Annotated in this window: 14 protein-coding genes and 5 pseudogenes; 11 read left to right on the top strand and 8 right to left on the bottom strand. The window is 68.0% G+C overall.

Features of this window, described 5'->3' with window-relative positions; genetic code table 11:
* On the bottom strand, positions 1–668 hold a 668-nt coding region (locus BST12_RS27075; RefSeq protein ID WP_139801978.1), incomplete at its 3' end, for a PE family protein.
* A gap of 127 nt (positions 669–795) precedes the next feature.
* Here BST12_RS27075 and BST12_RS27070 point away from each other — a divergent pair.
* Both BST12_RS27070 and BST12_RS27065 read left to right on the top strand, forming a co-directional pair.
* On the top strand, positions 796–1,473 hold the full coding sequence (locus tag BST12_RS27070) for a PAS and ANTAR domain-containing protein (protein WP_083116281.1): 678 nt from the start codon (positions 796–798) through the stop codon (positions 1,471–1,473).
* A gap of 10 nt (positions 1,474–1,483) precedes the next feature.
* Positions 1,484–1,843: an STAS domain-containing protein gene (locus tag BST12_RS27065; protein ID WP_083116280.1), complete on the top strand. Its 360-nt coding sequence runs from the start codon at positions 1,484–1,486 to the stop codon at positions 1,841–1,843.
* 10 nt (positions 1,844–1,853) lie between these two features.
* Here the strand turns inward: BST12_RS27065 and BST12_RS27060 are convergent, their stop codons facing one another.
* Positions 1,854–2,129 carry a hypothetical protein gene (locus BST12_RS27060; protein WP_083116279.1) on the bottom strand — a complete coding sequence of 92 codons (276 nt, stop codon included), beginning with the start codon at positions 2,127–2,129 and terminating at the stop codon, positions 1,854–1,856.
* 63 nt (positions 2,130–2,192) lie between these two features.
* Between BST12_RS27060 and BST12_RS35025 the strand changes: the two are divergent.
* Positions 2,193–2,264 (top strand): annotated as a pseudogene (locus tag BST12_RS35025) (hypothetical protein); the annotation flags it as partial.
* On the opposite strand, the pseudogene BST12_RS35020 reads toward BST12_RS35025, so the two are convergent.
* From BST12_RS35020 to BST12_RS27035, 5 genes and pseudogenes are all read right to left on the bottom strand, one after another.
* A pseudogene (locus BST12_RS35020) lies at positions 2,254–6,621 on the bottom strand (cation-translocating P-type ATPase); the annotation flags it as partial. The pseudogenes BST12_RS35025 and BST12_RS35020 overlap by 11 nt on opposite strands.
* Positions 6,622–6,642: 21 nt before the next feature.
* A complete protein-coding gene (locus BST12_RS27050) occupies positions 6,643–7,098 on the bottom strand; it encodes a hypothetical protein (protein ID WP_083116277.1) in 456 nt (151 codons plus the stop codon).
* Between the two features lie 66 nt (positions 7,099–7,164).
* Positions 7,165–7,980 carry an exodeoxyribonuclease III gene (locus BST12_RS27045; RefSeq protein WP_211281373.1) on the bottom strand — a complete coding sequence of 272 codons (816 nt, stop codon included), beginning with the start codon at positions 7,978–7,980 and terminating at the stop codon, positions 7,165–7,167.
* A 57-nt stretch (positions 7,981–8,037) separates the two neighbouring features.
* Positions 8,038–8,241 (bottom strand): annotated as a pseudogene (locus tag BST12_RS27040) (putative acetyltransferase); the annotation flags it as partial.
* The gene (locus tag BST12_RS27035) at positions 8,241–8,834 is read right to left on the bottom strand and encodes a peptide deformylase (RefSeq protein ID WP_083116275.1); all 594 of its coding nucleotides are present in this window, start codon (positions 8,832–8,834) and stop codon (positions 8,241–8,243) included. The gene BST12_RS27035 and the pseudogene BST12_RS27040, both read right to left, overlap by 1 nt.
* Before the next feature lie 650 nt (positions 8,835–9,484).
* On the opposite strand from BST12_RS27035, the gene napA reads away from it, so the two are divergent.
* The 6 genes and pseudogenes from napA (at position 9,485) to BST12_RS27005 (ending at position 13,311) form a co-directional block, all read left to right on the top strand.
* On the top strand, positions 9,485–9,793 hold the full coding sequence (gene napA, locus BST12_RS27030; protein ID WP_083116274.1) for a nucleoid-associated protein NapA: 309 nt from the start codon (positions 9,485–9,487) through the stop codon (positions 9,791–9,793).
* Between the two features lie 52 nt (positions 9,794–9,845).
* Entirely contained in the window at positions 9,846–10,322 is a 477-nt protein-coding gene (locus tag BST12_RS27025; protein ID WP_083116273.1) for a LytR C-terminal domain-containing protein, read from the top strand.
* Between the two features lie 9 nt (positions 10,323–10,331).
* Complete coding sequence (gene sodC, locus BST12_RS27020; RefSeq protein ID WP_083116272.1) at positions 10,332–11,051, top strand: superoxide dismutase[Cu-Zn]; 720 nt, start codon at positions 10,332–10,334, stop codon at positions 11,049–11,051.
* On the top strand, positions 11,032–12,183 hold the full coding sequence (locus BST12_RS27015; protein WP_083116271.1) for a glutamate--cysteine ligase: 1,152 nt from the start codon (positions 11,032–11,034) through the stop codon (positions 12,181–12,183). Before sodC ends, BST12_RS27015 begins: the two co-directional genes overlap by 20 nt.
* A 103-nt stretch (positions 12,184–12,286) precedes the next feature.
* Positions 12,287–12,640, top strand: a pseudogene (locus BST12_RS27010) (PGRS repeat-containing protein); the annotation flags it as partial.
* Positions 12,641–12,663: 23 nt separating this feature from the next.
* The gene (locus BST12_RS27005; protein WP_083116282.1) at positions 12,664–13,311 is read left to right on the top strand and encodes an LON peptidase substrate-binding domain-containing protein; all 648 of its coding nucleotides are present in this window, start codon (positions 12,664–12,666) and stop codon (positions 13,309–13,311) included.
* 11 nt (positions 13,312–13,322) lie between these two features.
* On the opposite strand, the pseudogene BST12_RS27000 reads toward BST12_RS27005, so the two are convergent.
* A pseudogene (locus tag BST12_RS27000) lies at positions 13,323–13,676 on the bottom strand (hypothetical protein); the annotation flags it as partial.
* 21 nt (positions 13,677–13,697) lie between these two features.
* Between BST12_RS27000 and BST12_RS26995 the strand changes: the two are divergent.
* A complete protein-coding gene (locus BST12_RS26995; protein WP_083116269.1) occupies positions 13,698–14,294 on the top strand; it encodes a TetR family transcriptional regulator in 597 nt (198 codons plus the stop codon).
* A gap of 72 nt (positions 14,295–14,366) precedes the next feature.
* A partial coding sequence (locus BST12_RS26990) for a PE family protein (protein ID WP_139801977.1) occupies positions 14,367–14,834 on the top strand: 468 nt, incomplete at its 3' end.

Genomic DNA, 14,834 nt, shown 5'->3' with positions numbered 1-14,834 from the left:
CCTTCGGGCTCGGCGGCCCCGCCCGTACCGCCAGCCCCGCCGGTGCCGCCGAAGCCGGCAGGCCCGCCATCGAGCAGGCCCGGTCCACCGGTTCCGCCGGTCCCGCCATTGCCGAGCAGCCATCCGCCGGCGCCGCCGTTTCCACCGGGTGCGCCGGCCCCGCCAGCCGCTCCAGCACCACCGTTGCCGATCAGTCCGGCGGCCCCGCCACTTCCACCGGCCTTGCCCGGGTCGCCCGGCGCGCCGTTACCGCCGTTGCCGTACAGCAGGCCACCGGCCCCGCCGTTGCCGCCCGGAGTCGTCGCGTTGGCGCCGTCGCCGATGAGGGGGCGGCCGAACAGCGTCCGGGTGGGCGCGTTGATCGCATCGAGCAGCGTCTGTGCCACATTGTTGGCCTCGGCGCTGGCATACGATCCGGCACCAGCTTGCAGGGCATGCACAAACTGCTCATGAAATAACGCGGCTTGTGCGCTGAGCGCCTGGTAGGACTGCGCGTGGCTGCCGAACAGCGCTGCCACGACCGCCGAAATCTCGTCCGCACCGGCGGCCACCACCGCCGTGGTCGGGGCTGCCATGGCGAAATTCGCCGCGCTGATCGTCGAGCCGATGTTGGCCAGATCCGTTGCCGCTGCCGCCATCGTCGCCGGGGCCGTCGTCAAGAACGACATCCATTTCCTCCAACCAAATTCCTGGCCCCCGCGGCTCCGATGCTAATGCGGTTGGCCAGCGGATTTGCGGGATTTCACAGCAACGCGTCAGGCATCTTGAGCTGGCAGGGTGCGCGGGCCTGGTGGGATGATTCGAAATGTGCACCAACCCGCTCCAAAGGGCGCTGCGTGGGCCGACAGCTACCTGAATGTCGGCAGTTTCCGGTTCTGGTTCGTCGGCCAGCGCTGGGAATGGTCTGACGAGGTGGCGCGGATGCACGGTTATGAGCCCGGATCGGTAGTGCCGACGACGAAACTGCTGTTGTCCCACAAACACCCCGACGACCGTGCCCATGTCCAGGACCTGTTGGACTACGCCTTGAAATCGGGGGAGCCGTTTTCGAGTCGTCACCGATTCGTCGACACCGAGGGCAAGGTGCACGATGCGATCGTGGTAGCCGACCGCATGCTGGACGAGACGGGTGCCGTGCTGGGCACCGCCGGCCATTACATCGATCTCACCGAGACCTTTGACGAGGCCCGCCAGGAAATGCTCGACGAGGCGCTGCCGGACCTGTTCGAGAACCGCGCCGCCATCGATCAAGCCAAGGGGGTGCTGATGTTCGTGTACCGGGTCAGCGCCGAGCAGGCGTTCCGGGTCCTGCAGTGGCGCTCGCAGGAGACGAACGTCAAGGTGCGTGCGCTGGCCACGCAACTGCTCGCGGAGATCTCCACGCTGACCTCGCCGTCGCCGGTCGTGCAGAGCCAGTTCGACCACTTGTTGCTGACGGTGCACGAGCGCATCCCGCCCGAGTCGACTGGGTAACCTGCTGGCGATGGAACTGTTGGCCGTTTGCCACGAATCGCGTGCCGAAGCGGTTTTCCTGCGCGCCGAGGGGGACGTCGACTCGAGCACCGTCGACGAACTCGTCGAGCAATTGACGGCCGCGCTGCAGCAGGCTGTGACTCACCCGGCCCGGCTGCTCATCGTCGACCTGCAGCCGGTGACATTCTTCGGCAGTGCCGGGTTGAATGCGCTGCTGGACTGCCATGAGCGAGGCCGGGCGACCGGGACGTGGGTGCGGCTGGTCGCCGATCACGCGGAGGTGATGCAACCGATCGAGGTGACGGAGCTGGATCGCATTCTCGACGTCTACCCGACCGTCACCGACGCGCTGCAAGCCCGCACCGGCTGATTCGGCCTGGTCAGGCGTCTTCGAGCGCCTCGCCGAACTCCTCGAGCAGCCGATTGTGGTGGTTGCTGGCCATGATGTGCCCGGTGGCGATGACCAGGGCGACGGGCCAGTCGATGAGTTCGAGCACGGCCAGCGCGGCCAGACCGCCGTAGTAGGCCAAGTGGTCGGGCGGCGGAATGTGCACGGGCCCCACCACCGGCAGGTTGACCGCGAACTTGTCGCCCGCGCGGACTTTCGCCACTGCATCGCGCTGGGAGGTGGCCCGTCGCGTTTTCTTTTCGACCATGGTTTGCCTTTCGGTAACTAAGGGTTTGCCGTCGAGCCGGATCGTGCGGTCACCGTCGGGAATATGTCGAGGACCGACGTCCAGCCCGACCCGCTAGTTTCGTCGTTTGCCGCTGTGCTGAGTGTGCCGTTGCGGGAGCTTTACGCGGTGCTGTGGCGGGTGGGACTGGTCGAGATTGTGAGTGCTGACCCTGCTCCTCATCGTGCGCCGGGGCGTCGCGTTTTTCCAGAACGCGATTCAGAACGGCCATCGCGACCGTCGCGGCAGCGGCGGAACCCAGCGCCTGCCCCCAGCCGACCGGACCGATCGGGGTACAGCCGAGCAACTGGCTGACGATCGGAATGCTGATCAGCGTTCCCATCGCGGCCAGCGATCCCGCGGCGGTGAGCAGCACCAACCGGTCGTGCGAGTCCAGCAGGGTTTGGCCCAACTGCGCCGCGACCAGGGCAACCAGGGCCACCGTGGAAGCTCGGCGCGGCAGCCCGGTGAACCCGGCCATTGTCCATGCGGCGGTGGCCGCGGCCGCCGTCGTCGCCCCGCGGATGCCCACCGCACGCCACAGCGCCCGCTGATCGGGGCCTCGGGCCCCGGGTGTGTCGGGATCGCTGGGCTTGCTGACGGCCAGCGCCGCGGCGGGCAGCGCGTCGGTCAGCATGTTCACCAGCAGCAGCTGACGGGTGTTCAGCGGCGAGACCCCGGTGATGGCGCTGCCGATGATGGCGAAGGCCACCTCGCCGGCATTGCCGCCCAACAGCACCGACACCGCAGCCTGTACCCGCTGCCACAGCTGGCGGCCTTCCAGTATCGACGGCAGCAGTGATTCGATCCGGCCGTCGAGCAGAACCATGTCCGCGGCGACCTGGGCGGGGTCGCTGCCGTGGGCCACGACTCCGATGCCGACGGTGGCGGCCCGGATCGCGGCGGCGTCGTTGGACCCGTCGCCGACCATCGCACACACCCGTCCGCTGTTCTCCAGCGTCTGCACGATCTGCACTTTGTTCTCCGGCGTCATCCGGGCGAAGATGATTCGCTCCTGCACGGCCCGTTCTTGATCCTTGCGCGACAACGCATCCCAGTCCGCGCCGCTGATGATCTGCTCCGGCGTCACGGGTATGCCGAGTTCCTCGGCGATGGCCGCTGCGGTGATCGGGTGATCGCCGGTGATCAGCCGCACGTCCAGGTCATGCCTGCGCAGATCGGCGAGCAGGCCGGCGGCCTGCGGGCGCGGCGTGTCCGACAGGCCGAGGAAACCGACCAGCGACAGGCCATCGCGACAGAGGCCGGCGAGTACGTCCGGGTCGTCGGGTTCTTGCGAAACCGCTTGCGCCTGTTGGGTATTCAGCCGCCGGTGCGCCACGGCGATCACCCGCAGGCCGCCGGCGGCCAGCTCGGTGACCGTGCGATCGATGTCCGAGTCGACGTCGGTGCACGCGGCCAGCACCACTTCCGGCGCGCCCTTGACGGTGAGTTCCGTGCCGGAAACCGACGCGGAGAACGACCTGCCGGAGCGGAAGGGGAGGTGCGCGTCGGGTTCTTGGGAATGCGGGTCTGAGCCGTTGGCGCTGGCCGCTTTGACAATGGCGACGTCGGTGGCGTGGATCTGCGGGCCGCCGTTCGACGGCGGGGCGGCGTGTACGGCGCAGCGCAACACCTCGTCACGCGAGTGGCCCGGGGCCGGCCGTACCTGCGCCACCCGAAGCCGGTTCTCGCTCAGCGTTCCGGTCTTGTCGAAGCAGACCATGTCGACCCGGCCCAGCGCCTCCACCGAACGCGGGATGCGGACCAGGGCGCCGAACTGGGTCAGCCGTCGCGCCGAGGCCTGCTGGGCCAGCGTCGCCACCAGCGGCATGCCCTCGGGAACCGCGGCCACCGTGACCGCGATGCCACTGGCCACGGCTTGGCGCAGCCCTTGACGGCGCAGTACGCCGAGGCCGGTGACCAGCGCGCCGCCGGTCATGCTGACCGGCCAGGCCCGGTTGGTGAGCTGACTCAGCTGGTGGTGCAGACCGACCGTCGACGGCGCACCGGCCACCAGGTCGGCCGCTCGCCGTTCCTGCGTGTCGGCGCCGACGGCGGTCACCACCGCAACGGCGGTCCCGGCGACCAGGGTGGTGCCGGCGTAGAGCATGCAGTGCCGCTCGGCCAGGTCCGCCCCGGGAGTCGGTTCGACCTGTTTGGCCACCGAAAGCGATTCACCGGTGAGCGCGGATTCGTCGACCTCGACGTCGACCTCCTCGATGACCCGCGCGTCGGCAGGCACCACTTCGTGGGTACGCACCTCGATGACATCGCCGGGGCGCAGCTCTGCGGCAATGACTTCGACATGCGTCGGTTGGCCGTCGGGACCTTTTACCACTTTCCGCGCCGGTGGAACCTGTTGTGCCAGCAGGCGGTTGAGCCGGCTTTCGGCCCGCAGCCGTTGGGTGGCCGCCAGGATCGAGTTTCCGGTCAATACCGAACCCACCATGATCGCGTCGACGGGGGAGCCCAGCACGGCGCTGGCCGTCGCGCCCAGGGCCAGCAGGGGCGTCAACGGGTCGGACAATTCCGCACGCACGGCGCCGAAGAATTGGGTGGCCGCTCTGGCCGGCCGCGTGGTCAGTTGTGTCGCGGTGTGCACCCCGCCGGCCAGGGTGCGGACGGGCGACTTCTGCGGTTCGGGCGAGGCATCGGTCTGCGGCGCCGGCAAGAGCTTGCGCACCTGCGCGACCGACATCGCGTGCCATTCGTGAAAGGCTGCCGGACGCGGGGTTTGGGTTCGGAACACCCGGCGCGCCAGCGAGTATCCCGAGAGCAGGCCCGCCGCCGCGCCGGTGGTGACCGGTCCGGGGCCCAGGCCGCGGACGCCGGGCAGCATCAGCAGCGCACCCAAAGCCGATGCGCCACCGGATATTTCGATACCGCGCCGGCGTGCGTCGCGGGCGGCGGGAATCGCATGCATGATTCGCCAGGCCGCCGCGAGGTCGGGCAGTAGCAGGTCGGCGCAATAGGGTGGGGCACCGGTGTTCGGCAGGACGCCCAGCGCCACATCCGCGGCCGAAACCGCCTCTGTACCAACCGAAGACAGCACCGCGACGGTGTAGCCTGCCTGTTGCAGGTCGGCGACCGCGCCGGCCAGTGCGTCGTCGATGGAGCCACCGTCTCTTGGCCGGATCTCGTCGAAGGCCGGCCGCAGCTCACCCAGGGAGTCGACCTCGACGGTGATCAGATCCACTCCGGTGCGGTGTGCCTCGGCGACCACGGCCGAGGCCAATGGATCGTGTGCGGGCAGGAAAAGTGCCTCGACTTCGGAATTTGGGGCGTCGGCAGATATTCCGGGAACGCGGTGCCAGCCCGCGCGCAGCGTGTCTGTCTCCAGGACGAGCTGGGCCCGGTTCCACGCCGCCGTCAGCTCGTCCGGGTGGGCGCCGCGGATGCGTGCGACGCGCAAGTGGTCGGTGCACAGCACCCGAGGGTCGATCACGATCGCGTCGATCCGGTCCAGCCGGCGCAGGCTCTCCGGCCGCAAGGGCAGTGCCCCGTGATGCTCGGCCAGCCCGTATCCCAGCGCGGCGGCGAAGGCCTCCGGCGCGGTCCGGCTGGCCTTGGGGGTGGCCACCAACGCGGCGGTGGCGGCGGTGTTGAGATCGCCGGTACCGGCGCCGACCAGCCCGGTGCTGATCGCCTGGATGAGGGCGAAGCGACCGGCGTTGGGTTCGGCGGATCGCGGCGGGGTAGCCGGCCGCGACCGCCCAGCGGCCGGTTGGTCTGCGTAGCGGGTCAGCTCCGGCTCGTGGCGACGCCAGGCTCGCGCCTCGGCGCGGCATTCGGCGGCTCGCAGCGATTGCATCACCAAACCCACCGACAGCGACGCCGGCGCCTGGGTGACGGTTTCGGCGGCGGCCACGGCCAGCGTCATCACCGTGTCGGCCGCCGGGGCGCCGATGCGGTCTTCGAGCAGCCGTCGCACCCGCGGCTGGTAGTCCACTGCCACCACGGCGGCCAGCACGCTGACCGGCAGGCGCGGCCAGCGCAGCGCCCGGCCGGCCACCGCGATGCCCAGGCCGGCGGCGTTGGCGGCCACCGTCACCGCCCGGGTGGCCAGCACCACACCGTCGCCCGGCAGGCTGGTGGTGGACGTCTTTTGTGGTGTGCGGGAGCCCTTTTGGGAGCGCTTTTCGGCCCTTTGTACGGTGCGGCACAGGTCGCGTAGTGAGGTGTCCCGCTCGTCGAGGTGGATGACGACGCGCGACAGCGGATGGTTGAGGCTGGCCGACGTGACCCCCGGGTGGCTCCGGATCGCGTCGAGCACAACCCGGCCGAGTTCAGCGCCGTCGTTGCCGTCGAGGCCGCGTACCTCGATCCACGCCCGGTTCTTGCCGCGCCAGCAGTGCCGGGTGAGCGTCTCGGGGGAGAGGTCGGCGGTAAGCGCCCTGGCTCCTTCCCGGACTGGGATGGCTGCGATTCCCGCGAGGGCCGATATTGACCGTGTTAAGGATGTGGCAATGCTCAATGGGCGGCCAGCACTGCCTGACTAGTTGGTGCTGCGCAGATCCGCGGTGCCTGCCCGGCGGCCGGCCGTCTTCTTGGCGGCCGTTTTGCTGGGCGCCTTCTGCGGCGCGGCCTTGTCCGGTTCCGGCGCCGGCTTGGTGGGCACGGGGGTCAGCTTGGCTTTCGACGGCGGGGCGGATACCTCTTGCCGGTCGTTGTTGATCTTCCGCAGTAGCAAGGCACCGCCACCGACGGCCAGCAGGATCGGCCACTCGACTATGCCGGCGACGCCGAGGGCGCCGATGGCCAGCGCAGCGGCGGGCGTGGACTTGCTGCCCTTGCTGATTCCGCGCTGAATTCCTTCAGCGGCTCCGCTGACACCGCCGACGACTCCGTTGACGGCCGCGCCACCTACGGCCCCCGCGGCCGCTGTGGTCGCAGTCGCCGCACGATTCACTGTTCGACCCACACTGCGGACCGCTCCGCCGACGACACCCATAATTACTCCCTGGCCTTACGCTTGCGCGCTGATATACCCGTGGTTTCAAAGCTCAAGCCTGCCACGTTATAAACGCGCGTACAACGAGCAATCGACAACCACCGGTGCGTGGTCGCTGGGTGCCTTGCCTTTGCGCTCGTCGCGGACGATCTGTGCGTCGACCACGCGGTCGGCCAACGCCGGCGAGGCGAGGATGAAGTCGATGCGCATGCCCTGCTTCTTCGGAAACCGCAACTGGGTGTAGTCCCAGTAGGTGTAGACGCCGGGACCGGGCGTGAAAGGCCTTACCACATCAGTGAATTGGGCGTCGACGATCGCGTTGAACGCGTCGCGCTCGGGGCCGGAGACGTGAGTGCACCCTTGGTAGAACTCGGTGCTCCACACGTCGTCGTCGGTCGGGGCGATGTTCCAGTCGCCGACCAGTGCGATCGGAGCCGAGGGATCCTCGCGCAGCCAGCCTGCGGCCGTATCACGCAGCGCGGCAAGCCAATCCAATTTGTATTGGTAGTGCGGGTCGGTCAGGGCGCGGCCGTTGGGCACATACAGGCTCCATACCCGCACGCCGCCGCAGGTGGCCCCCAGAGCCCGGGCCTCGGCCGTGGCCGCTACCTCCGGCTTACTACTCCAGGTGGGCTGACCGTCGAAGCCGACTTGCACATCGGTGAGTCCGACCCGGGATGCGATGGCCACGCCATTCCACTGATTGAAGCCGACGTGTGCGACCTCGTAGCCGAGTTCGAACAGCGGCAGGGTGGGGAACTGGCTGTCCGAGCACTTGGTCTCCTGCATGGCCAGCACGTCGATTTCGGCGCGGGCGAGCCAGTCGACGACGCGGTCCAGGCGGGTGCGAATGGAATTGACATTCCAGGTGGCCAGTCGCAGAATCCCGTCGGGCAAGGTGTCTCCTAACTCGAAAGATCAACCGTCACAGCGGGATTTGCGCACCGGCGCGTCGGGGAGTACCCGCAGCGCCACCACGTCAGCGGGATCGCACTCGACGACGTTGCCTCTTTTCGTCCGCACCTGTACCACCGGGTCGACAGCCAGCAGGTGGCCGACCGCATCGGTCAGTGGCGGGACCGACCCGGCGGGCAGCCGGTAGCGAACCGTGACCCGCGTCCCCAGGCTCGGCCACGAGACCATCAGTGACCGAACGGGTCGGGCCCGTCGCCGGGCAGCCAGGACAATCCGGGAACGCCCCAGCCGTGGGACTTGACGGAGCGTTTCGCGGCCCGGGCGTGCCGGCCGATGAGGCGGTCGAGATACAGAAAGCCGTCCAGGTGCCCGGTTTCGTGCTGCAGCATCCGGGCGAACAGGCCGGTGCCCTCGATGGACACCGGGTTGCCGTCGGCGTCGAGTCCGGTGACTCGCGCCCAGTCGGCCCGGCCGGTGGGAAACGACTCGCCGGGTACTGAGAGGCAGCCCTCGTCGTCGTTGCCGGGATCGGGCATGGTTTCGGGGATTTCCGAGGTCTCCAGTACCGGGTTGACGACGACGCCGCGCCGCCGGTGGGTCAGGCCGCGGTCTTCTGAACAGTCGTAGACGAAGACCCGCAACCCGTACCCGATTTGGTTGGCGGCGAGCCCCACGCCGTGGGCGGCGTCCATGGTTTCGTACATGGTCTTGATCAGTTCGGGCAGATCGGCCGGCAGCGATCCGTCGGCGCCGACCGCTATGGGCGTCGTCGGCGTGTGCAGGACCGGATCCCCGACGATGCGAATGGGTACGACTGCCATGGTCGGCTAGCTTAAGCCTGCCGACGATGCGGGCCGGAACGGCCCGAGATGGGGGCACCTCCCGCTTGCGGGGGAGAGGCGGGCAATCGGGTCCGGCCTGCCGACGATGCGGGCCGGAACGGCCCGAGATGGGGGCACCTCCCGCTTGCGGGGGAGAGGCGGGCAATCGGGTCCGGCCTGCCGACGATGCGGGCCGGAACGGCCCGAGATGGGGGCACCTCCCGCTTGCGGGGGAGAGGCAGGCAATCGGGTCCGGCCTGCCGACGATGCGGGCCGGAACGGCCCGAGGCGGGGGGACCTTCGGACTGGCGGTCTTTGTCACATCTGTCGCATGCGCCCCTCCCGGGAGCAGTGAATCTTTTGCCCACCTCACAGCGACAGCCGGTCGTGTCGCTGTGAGGTGGGCAAAAACATCACTACTCCTCCTAGAGACGCAAGTGACAGTTGCGACCAGTGCGACATGCCGGCGGACACCACCGCACCCAGTCGGCGGGACATTCCACCTAACTCAGCCGACTCGCGGGTCTGCATTACTGCTTGAGGGTTCGCGGCGTGGTTCAATATTCGCGCAAAACATGCCCGATGTAAGCCGATGCAGGTCAAGTCATTCGAAGTTTGGGAATTCGCCGGAAGGGTCCAGGGGAAGCAATATGGACAGCGCCATGGCGCGGGCAAATCGAGCGGGGGACGATGCTGAAGTTGCCGATGGGCTGACCCGTCGCGAACACGACATCCTGGCATTCGAGCGGCAGTGGTGGAAGTTCGCCGGCGTCAAGGAGGACGCCATCAAGGAACTGTTCTCGATGTCGGCAACGCGTTACTACCAAGTGCTCAACGCGCTGGTCGACCGGCCCGAGGCGCTGGCCGCCGACCCGATGCTGGTGAAGCGATTGCGACGGTTGCGCGCCAGCCGGCAGAAGGCGCGGGCAGCGCGCCGCCTCGGCTTCGAGGTGACCTGACGCCGGGCGTGCTTTTGCGGGTTCTGGCGTTCTCCTGGCTACAGTGGGCTCGATGAACGAGCGCGTACCCGACTCTTCGGGGCTTCCCCTGCGGGCCATGGTGATGGTGCTGTTGTTCCTCGGCGTCATCTTTCTGCTGCTGGGCTGGCAGGCCGTGGGTTCGTCGGGTAACTCTGACGACGATTCGTCGTCGCCGGTGTCCTCGGTCACCAGCACCACCACGACCCCGACGTCGACCAGCGGCAAGCCCGCGGCCAACCAGGCCGAGGTGCGCGTCTACAACATCTCCGGCAAAGAGGGCGTCGCCGCACGCGCGGCCGACCAGCTCAAGGCGGCCGGTTTCAAGGTGACCGAGGTCACCAATCTCTCAGTGTCCGATGTCCCGGTGACGACGGTGTATTACACCGACGCGGAGGGCGAGAAGGCCACCGCGGACGCGGTGGGCCAGAAGCTGGGCGCACCGGTCGAGCACAGAATCGCCGCACTCGCCGACCAACCGCCCGGCGTCATCGTCCTGGTGACGGGCTAGGCTCTCGCTATGCCTAAGCCCGCCGGTTACCGCCCTGTCGCCGCCGCTGCCGTCTCCGTTGTCGCCGCGACAGCCTGTGTCGCGCTGCTGACCTCGTGCTCATCGCCCCAACACGGGTCGTCGACCCCGGGTACCACGCCGTCGGTGTGGACGGGATCGCCTGCGCCGTCGGCGATGTCGGGTCACGGTGGGGAGTCACTGCCCACCTCGGAGAGCCTGTCCACCGTCTTGAAGGGTCCCGACGGCACTGAGGTCGCGACGGCGAAGATCGAGTTCAGCAACGGCTACGCGACCGTCACGCTCACCACGGCGAGCGTGGGGGTGCTGTCGCCCGGATTCCACGGCGTGCACATCCACAAGGTGGGCAAGTGCGAACCGAACTCGGTGGCACCGACTGGCGGCGCGCCCGGGGACTTCCTGTCGGCCGGAGGACACTTCCAGGTTCCGGGCGGGCACAGCGCACAACACTCCAGCGGCGACTTGAGCTCGCTACAGGTGCGCAGCGACGGTTCCGGGACACTGATCACCACGACCGACGCCTTCACCAAGGACGACCTGCTGGCCGGCAGCAAGACCGCGATCATTATTCATGCCGGCGCGGACAACTTCGCCAATATCCCTTCGGATCGCTATAACCAGACCAACGGGACGCCGGGTCCCGACGAGACGACGATGACCACCGGTGACGCCGGCAAGCGGGTGGCGTGCGGTGTCATCGGGTCCGGCTAACCCGCCGATCAGCCGGGCGGGTGCCCGAATCGATTTCGCCCGCTCACCACGTCCGACCGTGGGCGTGGAATGGGAGTTCGCTCTGGTCGATGCGCACACCCGCGACTTGAGCAACGAAGCCACCGCGGTGATCGCCGAAATCGGTGAAAACCCGCGCGTGCACAAGGAATTGCTGCGCAACACCGTCGAGATCGTCAGCGGCATCTGCGAGTGTTCCGCGCAGGCGATGGAGGATCTGCGCGAAACCCTCGGTCCGGCTCGCCAGATTGTCCGCGCCCGCGGCATGGAGTTGTTCTGCGCCGGCACCCACCCGTTCGCGAAGTGGTCGACCCAGAAACTGACCGATGCGCCGCGCTATGCCGAGCTGATCAAGCGCACCCAGTGGTGGGGCCGGCAGATGCTGATCTGGGGTGTGCATGTGCATGTGGGGATTTCGTCGGCCAACAAGGTGATGCCGATCATGTCGGCACTGCTCAACTACTACCCGCACCTGCTGGCACTGTCGGCGTCGTCGCCGTGGTGGGCCGGTGAGGACACCGGATACGCCAGCAACCGGGCGATGATGTTTCAGCAGCTGCCCACCGCCGGTTTGCCGTTTCAGTTCCAGACCTGGTCGGAGTTCGAAGGATTCGTCTACGACCAGAAGAAGACCGGGATCATCGACCACGTCGACGAAGTCCGTTGGGACATCAGGCCATCGCCGCATCTGGGCACGCTCGAAATACGGATCTGCGACGGGGTGTCCAACCTGCGTGAGCTCGGGGCGCTGGTGGCGTTGACGCACTGCCTGGTCGTCGATCTGGACCGGCGCCTGGATGCCGGCGAGAAGCTGCCGACGATGCCGCCCTGGCATGTCCAGGAGAACAAGTGGCGGGCCGCCCGCTACGGCCTGGACGCGGTGATCATCCTGGACGCCGACAGCAACGAGCGGCTGGTCACCGAGGATCTCGATGATGTGCTCACCCGGCTACAGCCGGTCGCGAAATCACTGAACTGTGCCGACGAGCTGGCCGCGGTTTCCGATATCTACCGCGACGGTGCCTCCTACCAGCGACAGCGCCGAGTGGCCGAGGAGCACGAGGGGGACCTGCGCGCGGTCGTCGACGCGCTGGTTGCCGAGCTGGTCATCTAGTCGCCGGCCGCACTCGGAAAGGGGGCTATAGCACCGGGTTGCCATGCGGACAAGTCAAATGTATTTTCTGCATGTCAATCGTATAGTAATGTGAAGGTGCCCGATGTCGTTTGTCGTTGCAGTCCCCGACGTTTCAGCTTCCGCCGCAACACATTTGGTGGGCCTCGGCTCGTCGCTGAGCGCCGCGAACGCCGGCGCGGAGTCGGCCAATGTCGAACGGGCACTGCTGAATGCGGTGAACGCCCCCAGCGTGGCGCTCATAGGCCGGCCGATGATGGCCGACGGCGCCGACGGCGCAACTGTCGACGGGGTCGGACAGCCAGGCGGGGCCGCGGGATGGCTGTACGGCAATGGCGGCACTGGCGGGGCTAGCACGTCCAGCGGGGTTGCCGGCGGCCGTGGCGGCGCCGCGGGGCTGATCGGCAATGGTGCTGACGGCAATCCCGGGAAGCTCGGGTGATGCGGCGTTACTGTGGACCCATGGCGGCTGTCGAACCCGTCGATTGGGCGATGTTTCCGCTGGAAACCACGCTATTGCCCAACCAAGAGCTGCCATTGCGCATCTTCGAGCCGCGCTATGGCGCACTGGTTCGCCATTGCATAGATACCGGCGAGCCGTTCGGTGTCGTGCTGATCTCGCGCGGGCGCGAGGTCGGCGGCGGTGATTCGCGGTGCGACGTAGGGACGCTGGCCCGCATCACCGAATACATCGACGAAGGGGTGGGGCGCTATCAGCTGCAGTGCCGGACCGGCGAGCGAATCCGGGTGCAGGAGTGGCTGCCCGACGATCCCTATCCCCGGGCGACCGTCCAGATCTGGCCCGATGAGCCGGGCGATCCGGTGACCGACGGCCAGCTCCGCGATCTCGAAGACCAGGTGATGGCGCTCTTCGAGCGCGTCGCGGCCGCCCGCGGCGCCGTTCTACCGGGCCGCGACGTGTTGCTGGGCAGCCGTGAAGACGCGGATAGCGCCGGAAATCGCTTGTATGCGTTGGCTTCTCGGGTACCGATCGGGGTCGCTGACCGCTACGGCGTGCTCGCGGCGCCATCGGCTGCCGACCGGCTGGCCGCGCTCACTGAGGCGGTCGAGTCGGTTGCGGCGGTGGTCGAGTTCGAGCTATCGGAGTAGCGGGCGGCATCGGCGATGCGCCGCAGCATCCGGCGCACCACGATCCGGTGTCCACCGCTGCCGATGACCAGCGCGCGATAGACCTTGCCGCGCAGCCCTGGAAAAGCCGCCCAGGTAAGCGCACGCACCCGAACACCGTCGCCGTCTGGATCCAAATCGAACACCAAGCGGTAGACGGCGAACGGATGCCGGCCCTTCAGCGCCAGCCGATGCGGCGCGTCGGCCTCCTCGAGCCGGAACCCCAGCGGAACCGTGGTCGGGTCAGCGGGGTCGCGGCACATTTTGTTCAGCAGCGCCGACCAGGCGTCCGCCGCCGATGCGTGCAGCCAGATAGCATGTTCATCGATATAGGGTAACCGTTCCATATAGAAGGACCATACTAGATAGTGGCACCTCCGCGGAAGCATGAGACCGATGTGATTCTGGACGCAACGCGTGCCCTGGTCCTCGCGCACGGGCCGCGGGCGGCCAGCGTTGCGGCGATCGCCGCCGCCAGCGGCGCGCCGGCCGGCACGCTGTATCACCGGTTCGGCAACCGCGATGGTGTCGTGCTGGCCGCCTGGCTTCGCGCATTGCAGCGCTTCCAGTCGCGCGCACTGGCCGCCGAAGCCGATAGCGCGTTGGAGACCGCCACGGCCATGGCCGTGGCGGCCATCGCCTTCGCGCGGGAACTTCCCGATGATGCCCGCCTGCTGTTGACCATCCGGCCCGCCGATCTGGTCGACGGCCAACCCGACGCGACGTTCGGCGAGACCCTGGCCGCAATGAACTCCCCGCTCATCGAGCGGGTGCGGGCATTGGCCGCACAGTTGTACGGCAGCGACGATCCCCGTTCGGTCGACGCGGTCAACCGAGCCGTTGCCGACCTGCCGTATGCCGTGGTGCGCCGGCATGCCTACGAAGATCCGCTGCCCGGCTGGCTGGAGTCCGATGTCGCGGCGGCGGCCCGGGCACTGCTGGAGAGTTTCGCGCCAAGCGGGTAGCGGCTCAGCATTCAATCTCTGTTCAACGTCGGTGTGGGATTACTAGCCCTATCGGCGGCGAAAGGGCGACCCATGCCATTTGCAGTTGTGGCCCCAGACTCGCTGGTAGCTGCGGCGTCGGACTTGGCACGTATCGGCTCGACACTTAGCACTGCCAACACCTCGGCAGCGGTTTCGACGACCGGGTTGTTGGCCGCCGGGGCCGACGAGGTGTCGGCGGCCATAGCGGTACTGTTCGGCTCCCACGCGCAGGCATACCAGGAGATCAGTGCCCAGGCAGCGGCCTTTCACGAAGGATTCGTCCAGGCGCTGACCGGCGGCGCGCAAGCATATGCAAGCGCTGAAGCGATCAACGTTCAGCAGTGGCTGTTGGGTCTGGCGAATGGTACGAGCCAGGCGATGACCGGTCGCCCGCTGATCGCCGACGGCGCGAATGGACAAACCCTGAACGGGGTGGGGCAACCCGGCGGCGCCGGCGGATGGCTGATCGGCAACGGCGGCAATGGCGGTGCGAGCACCGCGGCCGGGGCGGGTGGAGGA

This window comes from Mycobacterium angelicum, from assembly GCF_002086155.1.
GTDB lineage: Bacteria > Actinomycetota > Actinomycetes > Mycobacteriales > Mycobacteriaceae > Mycobacterium > Mycobacterium angelicum.
This window is presented reverse-complemented; position numbering and strand designations above follow the sequence as displayed.

Coding starts and splice junctions, on each gene's coding strand:
- BST12_RS27070 (WP_083116281.1), top strand. CDS start 796: ATGATTCGAAATGTGCACCAACCCGCTCCAAAGGGCGCTGCGTGGGCC.
- BST12_RS27035 (WP_083116275.1), bottom strand. CDS start 8,834: ATGGCAGTCGTACCCATTCGCATCGTCGGGGATCCGGTCCTGCACACG.
- BST12_RS27065 (WP_083116280.1), top strand. CDS start 1,484: ATGGAACTGTTGGCCGTTTGCCACGAATCGCGTGCCGAAGCGGTTTTC.
- BST12_RS27050 (WP_083116277.1), bottom strand. CDS start 7,098: ATGGGTGTCGTCGGCGGAGCGGTCCGCAGTGTGGGTCGAACAGTGAAT.
- BST12_RS27005 (WP_083116282.1), top strand. CDS start 12,664: ATGGCGGCTGTCGAACCCGTCGATTGGGCGATGTTTCCGCTGGAAACC.
- BST12_RS27025 (WP_083116273.1), top strand. CDS start 9,846: ATGAACGAGCGCGTACCCGACTCTTCGGGGCTTCCCCTGCGGGCCATG.
- sodC (WP_083116272.1), top strand. CDS start 10,332: ATGCCTAAGCCCGCCGGTTACCGCCCTGTCGCCGCCGCTGCCGTCTCC.
- napA (WP_083116274.1), top strand. CDS start 9,485: ATGGACAGCGCCATGGCGCGGGCAAATCGAGCGGGGGACGATGCTGAA.
- BST12_RS27060 (WP_083116279.1), bottom strand. CDS start 2,129: ATGGTCGAAAAGAAAACGCGACGGGCCACCTCCCAGCGCGATGCAGTG.